At 34.5% G+C, this 12445-nt stretch carries 7 protein-coding genes; 3 read left to right on the forward strand and 4 right to left on the reverse strand.

What is annotated here, in order from left to right; all coding sequences use genetic code 11:
- The first annotated feature begins 15 nt into the window (after window positions 1–15).
- Window positions 16–465 carry a nucleoside deaminase gene (locus FUA22_RS12690; RefSeq protein ID WP_147768913.1) on the forward strand — a complete coding sequence of 150 codons (450 nt, stop codon included), beginning with the start codon at window positions 16–18 and terminating at the stop codon, window positions 463–465.
- Here FUA22_RS12690 and FUA22_RS12695 read toward each other — a convergent pair.
- The 3 genes from FUA22_RS12695 to aspS are packed head-to-tail and all read right to left on the reverse strand — an operon-like array spanning window position 462 to window position 4285.
- On the reverse strand, window positions 462–698 hold the full coding sequence (locus FUA22_RS12695; RefSeq protein ID WP_147768915.1) for a hypothetical protein: 237 nt from the start codon (window positions 696–698) through the stop codon (window positions 462–464). The genes FUA22_RS12690 and FUA22_RS12695 overlap by 4 nt on opposite strands.
- The gene (locus FUA22_RS12700) at window positions 698–2485 is read right to left on the reverse strand and encodes a chloride channel protein (RefSeq protein WP_147769081.1); all 1788 of its coding nucleotides are present in this window, start codon (window positions 2483–2485) and stop codon (window positions 698–700) included. The genes FUA22_RS12695 and FUA22_RS12700 overlap by 1 nt, the downstream gene beginning before the upstream one ends.
- 45 nt (window positions 2486–2530) lie before the next feature.
- Window positions 2531–4285 (reverse strand): aspartate--tRNA ligase, encoded by a 1755-nt coding sequence (gene aspS / locus FUA22_RS12705; protein ID WP_147768917.1) that lies wholly within the window; start codon window positions 4283–4285, stop codon window positions 2531–2533.
- Window positions 4286–4508: 223 nt separating this feature from the next.
- Here aspS and FUA22_RS12710 point away from each other — a divergent pair, with 223 nt between their 5' ends.
- Window positions 4509–7469, forward strand: a complete 2961-nt coding sequence (locus FUA22_RS12710; protein ID WP_147768919.1) for a TonB-dependent receptor domain-containing protein — start codon at window positions 4509–4511, stop codon at window positions 7467–7469.
- A 10-nt stretch (window positions 7470–7479) separates the two neighbouring features.
- Entirely contained in the window at window positions 7480–8793 is a 1314-nt protein-coding gene (locus FUA22_RS12715; protein WP_147768921.1) for a RagB/SusD family nutrient uptake outer membrane protein, read from the forward strand.
- Window positions 8794–8943: 150 nt separating this feature from the next.
- Here the strand turns inward: FUA22_RS12715 and FUA22_RS12720 are convergent, their stop codons facing one another.
- Window positions 8944–12441, reverse strand: coding sequence for an efflux RND transporter permease subunit (locus FUA22_RS12720; RefSeq protein WP_147768923.1), 3498 nt, complete (start codon window positions 12439–12441; stop codon window positions 8944–8946).
- Window positions 12442–12445: the final 4 nt, after the last annotated feature.

Raw genomic sequence — 12445 nt, forward strand, 5'->3', positions numbered from 1 at the left:
TGTATTTTAGCCATTATGATAGAACCTTTTGATGATACTTATTTTATGAAGAAGGCCCTACAAGAAGCGGAAACCGCTTTTGATAATGGTGAAATTCCGGTGGGAGCAGTTATTGTTATTGATAACAAGATTATAGCAAGAGGTCATAATCTAACAGAAACTTTAAACGATGTAACCGCACATGCCGAAATGCAAGCTATTACTGCTGCAGCTAATTTTTTAGGCGGAAAATATCTTCAAAAATGTACGTTGTATGTAACTCTGGAGCCTTGTCAAATGTGCGCTGGAGCTTTGTATTGGAGTCAAATTTCTAAAATAGTTTATGGTACTAGAGATTTAGAACGCGGTTGTATTAATTTGAAGACTAAACTGCATCCAAAAACGGTAATTGAAGGTGGTATTTTGGCAGATGAAGCCAGTGAATTGTTGAAACGCTTTTTTATAATGAAGCGTAATTTGAATTAGTGTTTTTTGTCTTCTTGAGATTCCCTCATCTTTTCTATATTTTCTTTGGTTAGCATATAATCTTTAAGATTTTTATCTTTCCATCTATAGTATGAAAACAAAGGAAATACTATAATAAACAAGCCCGCAACACCAAAACCAATCAGTTTTTGAGAATTTTCAGTTTGGTTTAAAAACCCAGTTAAAATCAAACCCACTGAAGCTAAAAAAAATATAAGAATTAAATATTTCATTACTGAGTAACATTAATTAATTGACGACGGTAAGCAGTAAGCAATTTAGATTTTGAAATATAACCATAGTACTTTCCATTTTTGATGACTGGTAAATTCCAAGCGCCACTAGTTTTAAATTTTTTCATAATATCATTCATGGAATCTTCTTCATAGATAATGATTCCAGCATCAGCATGCATTAAGCTATCTGCAGAAACTTTATCATATAAATCAGTGTTAAACATCATATGTCTTATGTCATCCAATCTAATTACTCCCAAAAATTCATGAGCTTCATTAACTACAGGGAAGTGATTTCTTGAGGATTTTGCCACGGCATTTTTTAAAATATCACCTAAAGTCATATCAGGTGTAAGAATTATAAAATTAGTTTCAATAACCTTGTCAATTTCCAGCATCATTAAAACATTCTGATCTTTATCATGAGTGATTAACTCACCACGTTCCGCAAGTTTAAGTGTGTATACTGAATGCGATACATAGTATTTTGTAATGGCGAATGAAATGGCAGATACTATCATTAGTGGTACAAACAGTTCATAGCCACCAGTAATTTCGGCAATTAAGAAAATAGCTGTTAAAGGGGCATGTAAAACCCCTGCCATTAAACCTGTCATACCAATTAGGGTGAAATTTGATTCAGATACGTCAAACCCAAAGCCAATGTTATTAATCACCTTGGCAAAGGCATTTCCTAAGGCGCTTCCCATTACTAAAGTTGGAATAAATACACCGCCAACACCACCAGCTCCAAACGTTGTGGTCATGGCAATAGCCTTAAATAAAGAAATACCAAAAAGAAGACCAATAACTATCCAAATATTATCTAAATTAAAATTAAAAGGAGTAGTCCCAATAGCCGCTATGTGGTCTCCCTTAAGTAAATTATTCATAATGCCATAACCCTCACCATAAAGGGGTGGAATTATATATAACATAGTACCTATAGCTAGTCCTCCAATTAAAAGGCGTTTTGCTCTACTTTCAAATCTTTTGAAGAAATTGGTAATACCAAAAAATACTTTTGAAAAGTAAACAGACATATGCCCCGTTACTAATCCAAGTACAATATAAAAGCCTATGTCATTAATTTCAAACTTATCTAATAGCTCAAAACGAAGTAACACGTCAGTCCCCAAAAAGAAGTAGGAGGTAACTACTGCTGAAACGGATGCCAAAAGTAAGGGTACTAATGATGCGAAAGCAATATCTAAACTAAAAATCTCTATGGCGAATATAATAGCGGCAATGGGCGCTTTGAACATGGAAGCCATAGCTCCGGCAGCCGCACAACCTATTAAAAGCATACGAGTTTTTGTGTTCATATGAAATAAACGCGCAGCATTGGATCCTAATGCAGAACCAATACTTACTGCTGGACCTTGTAACCCGACAGAACCACCAAAACCTACTGTTAATGGCGCTGTAATTAATCCAGCATAAATGTTATATCTTGGAATAATTCCGTTAAGTTTAGATATGGCATGTAGTGTTGTTGAAATACCATGGCCGATATGTTTTTTTAACCATGTTTGTTTAATGACATAAACCAAAAAGAGCCCAATTATAGGCAACACAAAATAGAGCGTACTCTGGTAGTCTTTAAAAATATAGAGGTTAAAAAAATGACGAATATAATGCGAGAGGTTTTTAAGGAGTACAGTTCCTATTCCTGCCAAAAAACCAACCAAAACACTAAGAATATACACAAACTGACGTTCTGAAATATGCTTATATTTCCAGATTAAAAATTTGCGTAATATACTTTTAGCGTTAAAAGGCATTTTTAAAATTAATAATAAATCCTGCACGTAGCAGGATTTATTAAGTTATGATTTTATGTTAAGTTTTAAACTTAATTCTTTCAGTTGTTCATCATCGATAGGAGCCGGAGCATCTATCATAACATCTCGTCCAGAGTTGTTTTTAGGGAATGCTATGAAATCTCTAATTGTTTCTTGTCCTCCTAAAATTGCAACCAATCTATCTAAGCCAAAAGCTAAACCACCATGCGGCGGTGCTCCATATTGAAAAGCATCCATTAAGAAGCCAAATTGTGCTTTAGCTTCTACTTCTGTGAACCCTAAATAATCAAACATTAAAGATTGCGTTTCTTTATCATGAATTCTAATAGATCCACCACCAATTTCATTTCCATTTAATACTAAATCGTACGCATTGGCTTTTACGGCTCCTGGATCTGTTTTTAATAATTCTATTTGTCCAGGTTTAGGTGATGTGAAAGGGTGATGCATAGCATGATAGCGTTCTGTTTCTTCATCCCATTCTAATAAAGGAAAGTCCATTACCCAAAGTGGCGCAAATTCATTTGGTTTGCGTAAACCTAAACGTTCTGCTAATTCCATACGTAAAGCACTTAATTGTGCTCTTACTTTACTAGTATCTCCTGAAAGCACACAAATTAAATCACCTGCATTCGCGCCCGTAGCTTCAGCCCATTTTGATAAATCTTCTTGATCATAGAATTTATCTACGGATGATTTATATGTGCCGTCTTCATTACAACGGCAATAAACCATTCCTAAGGCACCTACTTGAGGGCGTTTTACCCAACTAGTAAGTTTGTCAATTTCTTTACGAGTATAACTATTACCACCAGGAACTGCTATTCCAACAACCAATTCAGCCGAATTAAATACATTGAAATCTTTATGTTGGGCAACTTCATTTAATTCGCCAAATTCCATCCCAAAACGGATGTCTGGTTTATCATTTCCATATAACCGAATGGCATCATCGTATAAAATTCTAGGAAATTTTTCTACCTCAACTCCGTTCACTTCTTTTAATAAATGACGCGTTAATCCTTCAAAAGCATTTAAAATATCTTCTTGTTCAATAAAGGCCATTTCACAGTCAATCTGAGTGAATTCAGGCTGTCTATCGGCACGTAAATCTTCGTCTCTAAAACATTTTACAATCTGGAAATATTTATCCATACCACCAACCATAAGCAATTGCTTAAAAGTTTGAGGTGATTGTGGTAAGGCATAAAATTCACCTTCGTTCATTCTTGAAGGCACTACAAAATCTCGTGCTCCTTCTGGAGTGGACTTAATCAAATAAGGCGTTTCAACTTCAATAAAATCTTCGTTGGATAAATAGTTACGAACTTCCTGAGTTACTTTATGTCTAAAAATCAAGTTTTCTTTAACAGGGTTACGACGAATATCCAAATAACGATATTTCATACGTAATTCCTCACCACCATCAGTTTCATCTTCAATAGTAAAAGGAGGCAGAATAGCTTGGTTAAGAATGTTTAATTCTGTAACCAAAATTTCTATATCTCCAGTTGCGATGTTTGGGTTTTTAGAAGCACGCTCAATAACAGTTCCCTTAACTTGAATAACAAACTCACGTCCTAAATTTTGGGCTTGCCTCATCATATCTTTTGAAGTACGCTCTTCATCAAAAACCAATTGGGTAATTCCGTATCTATCTCTTAGGTCTACCCAAACAATAAATCCTTTATCACGTGACTTTTGAACCCAACCTGCTAGGGTAACTTCTTCATTTATATTTGTGGCCCTTAATTCACCACAATTATGACTTCTGTACATGTTGTAAAAATTGAAGTGCAAATTTAGTGAAATACGCTGTAGTATATATTTTTTGAGATGTTTTTTTCTTATCCATCAAGGGTTTAGCTAAAAACCAACTATTTATCAATATATCAAATATGCTGACTAAAAATTGTCAAATACAAAATTAATAGACTAAAAACATGGTAAATTGATAAATTATTGAGATATTGTTATCGACTAATTCTAAAAATTATACATTATGAGTAAAGTGCAACATCTAAAAATGTGCTTATTCGTACTGCTACTTTCTCCTGTGATAATTTTTGCACAAGGCAAAATTACGGGGACAGTAACAGACGGAACAAACAATCTTCCTTTGCCTGGGGCAAATGTGTTTGTTAAAGGAACTACAACTGGAACAACCTCTGATTTTGATGGGAATTTTAGTTTAAATGTGAACAGTTTTCCAACTACTTTGGTGTTTTCGTCCTTAGGGTATGAGACTCTTGAAAGAGTTGTAAACTCGGCAGGAGCTGTTAATGTCACATTACAAGAATCAGCTACTTCACTTGAAGAAGTTGTTATAACAGGTTTAGCAAGTTCAACAAAGAGAGCAAATTTAGCAAACACAGTAGCATCAATTTCTGCAGGAGATCTTACAGGGGTCACTGCTCAATCTGAGTTTGGGAGTTCGCTTTCTGGAAAATTTACTGGTGCGGAAATCAAGGCTAATTCTGGGGCACCTGGTGGAGGTATCTCAATGAGACTTAGAGGGGTAACTTCTATTTTTGGTAATCAGCAACCGCTTTTCATTGTTGATGGAGTTTATGTAGATAACTCTTCAATAGGTTTAGGTAATAATGTGGTTAGTGAAGCTTCTGGAGGAGGGAATACATCTTCTACTCAGGATGATGCTTCTAACAGAATTGCTGATATTGATCCAGAGGATATTGAAAGTGTAGAAATACTTAAAGGAGCATCTGCAGCTGCCATCTACGGTTCACGGGCAGCGGCTGGAGTTGTTTTGATTAAAACAAAAAGAGGAAAAAAGGGAAAACCTAAAGTTACTTTTTCTCAAACAGTTGGTTTAAGAAGTCCTACTCAATTATTAGGTTTAAGAGATTGGGACGCTAGTGAGATTACGGCAGCTGGTGGAGACCCAAATGCACCGTTAAGAGATTATGAAGCAGAAATTTTTGATCATACTAGAGTGTCTTCTACAACTAGATTTACTACTTCTGGGGCTAACGATAAAACAGATTATTTCTTTGGTGTAACTCACAAGAATGAACCTGGATTAGTTGATAATACGGGTTATAAGAAGAGTTCTCTTAGGTTAAATATAGGACAAAAATTTAATGATTGGTTAGATTTGTATATTACTTCTAACTATATCAATTCTGATGCTGACAGAGGTTTCTTTAATAATGGTAACGCAAATAGAACCATAGGTTATGCGTTAGCATTCACTAACCCTTGGGAGGATCTTTCGCCTGTTGATGGTATTTACCCTTCAGGGGGAGCAGGTTCAAATGCTTTAGAAACGGTAGCCTTAACCACTAATGAAGAAAAAGTAAATCGTTTTATAGCTAGTGCAACCACTAATATTAGATTATTGGATACTGAAAACCAACAATTAAAATTAGTTTTACAAGGAGGGTTTGATCAATATACTTTACGTACGAGAAGTATATTCCCACAGGCCTTATCATACTTTAGATCACCAACTTCTTTAAGAGGTGTAGCTATACAGGGTACGACGGTTAATACTAACTACCAATTATCTTCTTTCTTAGTTCATAATTTGAATTTAGATAATGGCCTTAGTTTTACTACGCAATTAGGTAACTTCTTGCAAGATTTTGATAGAAATACCGTTGTTACTGTTGCAACAGGGTTGAATGGTTCCCAAACAAATTTAGATCAATCTACAAATGTTTCAACAGACCAGAATATCATCCCTCAACAGGATACCGGATTTTTTGGTCAAACTGAGATAAACTTTGAAGATAAAATTATTGGAACTGTTGGTATAAGGGCAGATAAATCTACTAATAATGGAGATTCTAGTAAGTTTTATTACTATCCTAAAGCTAATTTGGCTCTTAATCTTCATAAGTTTGATTTTTGGAATATTGATGCATTTAGCTATTTTAAGCCTAGAGTTGCTTATGGTGAAGCAGGAAGTTTTTCTAATTTCCGTGACAGGTTTACCGTATTTGATGGAGAGTTAATTGGAGGAAACTCTGGATTATCACCAAATGCATTGTTAGGTAATAGTGATGTTGGTCCTGAGCGTCAAAAGGAGCTGGAATATGGGCTTGATTTTGGGTTACTGGATAATAGAATAAATGTTGAGTTTACTATTTATAACAAAAGTGTTGAAGATGTTTTATTGGAGGTTGATTATCCAACATCTTCTGGTTTCACTACTAAAATTCAAAATGCGGCTGAACTCGAAAATAAGGGAGTTGAAATAGGAATTAGTGCTAACATTATTGATAGTGGAGAATTGACATGGGATACAAACTTTAGATGGTGGAAAAACAAATCTGAGGTAACTAGATTGGATGTTCCAAGTTTTACTGAGGGAGGTTTTGCAGCATCATTAGGAACCTTTTTAATTCAGGAAGGGAAAAGTGTCACTCAAATAGTGGGTACTTATGATGCAACGGCTTATTCAGCGGCTGAAATTGCCGAGCGAGATCCGGAAGGTGATGGTTTCTTTGTATATGGCAATGCAGAACCAGATTTCCAATTGTCATGGTCTAATCAAATAAGCTATAAAGATTTTGATTTGTCTTTTTTATGGCACTGGAAAAAAGGAGGTGAAAATATCAACCTTACTACTTTATTATATGATTTAGCAGGAACCACTTGGGATTATGATGATACAGGTTTAGACCCCTCTGGAACTTTAACAAATGGACCATATAGAGCAAGTCAAGCTTTTGTTAATCCCGATCCAGTTATTGAGGATTCCGGTTATTTAAGACTACGTGAGATAGGGCTTTATTATACTTTGCCAGAAGGATTGATAAAATATGCTAGCAAAGTAAGAGTGGGCTTATCAGGAAGAAACTTAATTAATATTTTCGATTATAATAGTTATGATCCTGAAGTGTCAAACTTTGGAAATAATGAATTAGGTAATAATGTAGAGGTAACTCCTTACCCTGCATCCAAGTTTATTAACTTTCATTTAAACGTTAACTTCTAAAAAAAATATTATGAAAAATATATTAATAAAAAGCATTTTATTATTTGCGGCATTAACGTTTACATGTTGCGAATTGGATGAGGTTACTAACCCTAATGCAGCAACTGTTGATAGTGTTCAGAATGGAGCTTCACAGGCAGATATTCAATTACTGGCGGTTGGTTTAGAGGCTGTAATGAGAAATGATTTAGAGTATCATTATGATACAGTAAGCATTTTAGGGAGAGATTATTATGATTTAACAGGCGTTGATCCAAGATATACTGGAGAAATGTTGAAAGGTCCTCTTGATAGTAATGGATTTTTAACTACAAGGTCTTATGCGGCATGGTATAAAATTGTTAAGTCTGCGAATATTTTGATTGAAGCAGTTGAAAACTCTGAAGCTGGGTTCTCAGATCAGGTTAAAAACAGTTATTATGGTTATGCGAAAACATTAAAAGCTTATGCTTTATTGATGTTATCTAGTCGTCAGTATACTAACGGGATTCGTTTAGACGTTGCTGATCCTAATAACCTTGGGCCAAATGTTGGTTATAGTGAAGCATTAACAGGTGTTAGAAGTATGTTGGATACTGCTGCTTCTGAACTTTCTAGTGGAGGGAGTAGTTTTGATTTCTCAATAAGCACAGGTTTTACAGGGTTTGATACACCGGCTACTTTTAGACAATTTAATAGAGCTTTAGCAGCTAGAGTTGCTTTATATCAAGATGACATGTCTGGAGTGCTCTCTGAATTGGCAGGTTCATTTTTTGATATTAGCGGTAATTTATGGACTGGACCAGCACATATTTTTGGAGCTACTGGAAATGATATTTTAAATGCACAGTTTCATGTGCTTGACCAATCGGGTGAGGAATTTATGATTCATGATTCCTGGATGAATGATGCTGAAGCGGGTGATAGTAGAGTTACGGCTAAATCATTTATGTTAACAGGAGGAACAACTACTTTTGATGGGCTTTCTGCAGATTATCAGGTTGCTCTTTATAAAAGTAATGTAGATCCGGTTTATTTAATTAGAAATGAAGAATTAGTTTTAATGTATGCAGAAGCTCAAATAGGGACTAATAATACGGAAGCAATAACCGCAATAAATACTGTTAGGAATGCGGCAGGATTAGCTGATTATGCTGGAGCTACAGATAATGCATCTCTTTTAGACGAAGTTTTAAACCAAAGACGTTATTCATTGTTTGCAGAAGGCCATCGTTGGGTTGATTTGAGACGTTTAGGAAGATTAAATGAGATACCTTTGGATAGATCAGGTGATAATGTTATTGATGCCTTCCCAACTCCTTTTACTGAAACTGGGGCTAATTAATAGGTAAACGAAATAATATTAAAAAATTATTAAAGAAAAAACCTCTTGAAGTTAAATTCAAGAGGTTTTTTGATTACTAAAAAAATGAAAAGAGCTGCAATAAATACGGCTCTCTTCTGCTATTAATTGAATTAGTCACCAATTAAAATATTATTTAAGCTTCTTCAAAAATATTTTCCGTTTTAGTTTATTCACTAAAAAGAATAATACAGGAACTATTATTAAGGTTAAGAATGTGGCAAATAATAACCCAAAAATTACTGTCCAAGATAAAGGCCCCCAAAATACTTTGTTATCTCCACCCATATAAATGTTTGGATTGAAATTATTGAATAGTGAAAAGAAATCAATATTAAACCCTATAGCTAATGGAATTAATCCGAAAACGGTCGTAATTGCTGTTAATAATACAGGTCTTAAACGCGCTCTACCGCCTTTTATAATAGCTTCTTTAATATCTTCAACAGGTAAACGTTCTGTAACATCAACTCCCTCCATTGTGGCACGTTTTCTATCTATAAGTAACTGTGTATAATCAAGTAAAACAACACCATTATTAACTACAATTCCTGCTAATGAAATAATTCCCATCATGGTCATCATAATTACAAAAGACCACCCTGTGAATACCAAACCTAAAAATACACCAGCAAAACTTAAAAAGATGGCTGCCATAATAATTGAAGGTTTAGAAATTGAGCCAAACTGGAAAATCAAAATAAGCATAATTAAACCTAAACCAATTAAAAGAGCTTTATTTAAGAAAGCTTGTTCTTTTGCTTGTTCTTCTAATTGTCCAGTATAATCTACTTTAATATCACTTGGAAGTTCACCATAAGTATTGTTATAAGATTCCATTTCTGCTTTAATTTGATCAACCACAACATTAGCATCTATAAACCCAGGCGCTAAGGCTGAATAGACGGTTACCACACGTTTATAATCTCGATGCTTTATAGAGCTAAATGAAGATGTATTTACTTGTCTTGCCACTGCAGAAATTGGGACTTCTTTTATCTGCCCACTAGCTTGGTCTCTAAAAATGATATTTTGATTAAAAAGTGCACTTGTGTTATATCTTAAATCTTCATTAAATCGAACATTAATATCATAATCTTCGCCCTCCTTTTTGTAAACACCTGCTTTTGCACCAAAAATTGAATTACGTAATTGCTGACCTACTTGACCTGCAGAGACTCCTAGTTCCCCTGCTTTTTCTCTGTCAATATCAACCCTAGTAACAGGCTTACCTCTATTTACATCAATTTTCAATTGGTCAATACCTGGCACATTTTTGCTATCAATAAATTTCTTAATGTTTTCTGCAACACTAATTAATTCATCATAGTCTTGACCTTCAATTTCAATATTAATTGGGTAACCTGCTGGTGGGCCTACTGGGTCTTTTTCTACCGATACTGAAACACCAGGATAGATACCTTTTAAAGCATTTTGAATGTCTTTACGTAATTCTTCACTATCTATAATATTATTGTCTGCATCTCTTCTAAATTTAAACTCACGCATAGTAGCTGTGATTTTACTTCTATTTGGCATTTCTGCAGCTGAACCTCCATCAGTAAATGGATTACCAGCTCCTTCACCCACCTGGGACACAACAGATTCTACCAAGAAATTCTTGCTGTCATCATTAGAGTTTGAATATTTATCACTTCGTATAACTTCATAAACACGATTTTCAATACTCTTTGTAATTTCATTGGTTTTTTCAATGGCAGTTCCTTCAGGATATTCTATATACACCATAATTTGTTTAGGTGTATTGTCCGGAAAAAACTCAATATTTGTTCTTTTCTGGTCTACAGATATACCAAAGGCCACAAATGAAATAATGAGGATAAAAATAGTTGCACCAATATAGACATAAGGCATTCTTCCTTTTAAGGCATTTCTTAAGCGCCTTTCGTACCAGTTTTCTAGACGGGGTAAGAATTGGTCTTTAAAAGTATAAGTTAAGTTTTTAATAATGTATTTGTAACCCCAAAGTAATGCTGCACTAAAAATGAGTAAAGAACCTAAGCCGCGGAGCCTGCCTCCAACAAAATATATTAACAATCCTAAAACAACTAAAACAACAGTGGTTTTTATTAAACTCTTTATTGGCATGGTTTCCTCTTCAAGTTTCATGAACTGTGATACCATAACAGAGTTTATAAACACCGCAACAAATAACGAAGATCCTAAAACTATAGATAGGGTAATTGGAAAATAAATCATAAATTCTCCCATCATTCCTGGCCACATTCCTAAAGGAATAAATGCTGCTACTGTTGTTAAGGTTGAGATAATAATTGGCATTGCAATTTCACCAATACCCTTTTTGGCAGCTTCAATTCTACTCATCCCTTCTTCTTCCATCAAACGATACACGTTTTCTACCAGTACAATACCGTTATCAACTAACATTCCTAGACCCATAATTAAACCAAAAAGAATCATGGTATTCATGGTATAGCCTAATAGTTGTACAATCATAAATGCCATTACCATTGACATTGGAATTGCAAAACCAACAAAGAGGGCGTTTCTAAACCCAAGGAAAAACATTAAAACTGTGGTTACTAGAATTATACCAAAAATGATGTTGTTTACTAAATCGTCAACTTGATTTAAGGTGATTTGAGACTGATCATTGGCAGCCGTTATTTTTATATCTTTTGGTATATGATTGGTTTCTTGCGAATTTTCTATGATTTTGTAAATGGCTTCTGCAGCGGCAACCATATTTTTACCAGATCGTTTTTTTACGTCTAGCATAACTACATTCTTACCAAAGTCTCTAGCAAAAGTGGTGTGGTCTTCATCAATAAAAGAAACCGTTGCAACATCTCGCAAATACACAGCCCCCTTGTCTGACTTTACTACAAAATTTTCTAATTGTCTTGGGTTATCTATTTCGCCAATAACGCGTACAGTTCTTCGTTGGCCACTTGCTATAAGGTTTCCACCACTCATAGTCATGTTGCCATTTTGAATAGCAGAAATGATATCGTTAAAGCTTACTTTTGCAGCCATCATTTTGTATATGTCTACAGCTATTTCAACTTCTTTTTCTTGAGCACCACGAATATCTGCAGCTTTAATTTCTTCTAAATCTTCAATTTCATCTTGAAGAATTTCTGCAAATTCTTTAAGTTTATCAACTGGATAATCTCCGGTTATATTGATATTTAGAATTGGTAATTCTTCTGATAAATTAAGGTCAAAGACATTTGGTTCTACTTTGGCACCATTAAACGTTGGCCAATCTTCAGAAGCTTTTTCACTATCAACTTCATCTTTTACCTTTTGTCTTGCTGTTTCAACAGTAATGTTTTCATCAAACTCAACTATTATCATTCCATAGTCTTCTTGAGATGTTGAAAGGACCTCAGTAACATTACTAATATTTTTCACTCTATCTTCGAGCGGATCTACAATTAGCTTTTCAATATCTTCGGCAGTATTACCAGGATAAGGTGTGCTAATATATATTTTGGTTTCTTTTACTTCTGGAAAACTTTCGCGCGGTAAGCTAAAGTAAGCCGAAATCCCCATAAACAAGAAGATAGCTACTATAACATAAATAACAGTTTTGTTATTTATTGCCCAAGATGAAGGTTTGAATTCTTTATATAGTTTACTCATTTGT

Source organism: Seonamhaeicola maritimus, assembly GCF_008056315.1.
In the GTDB taxonomy this organism is placed as follows: Bacteria; Bacteroidota; Bacteroidia; order Flavobacteriales; family Flavobacteriaceae; genus Seonamhaeicola; species Seonamhaeicola maritimus.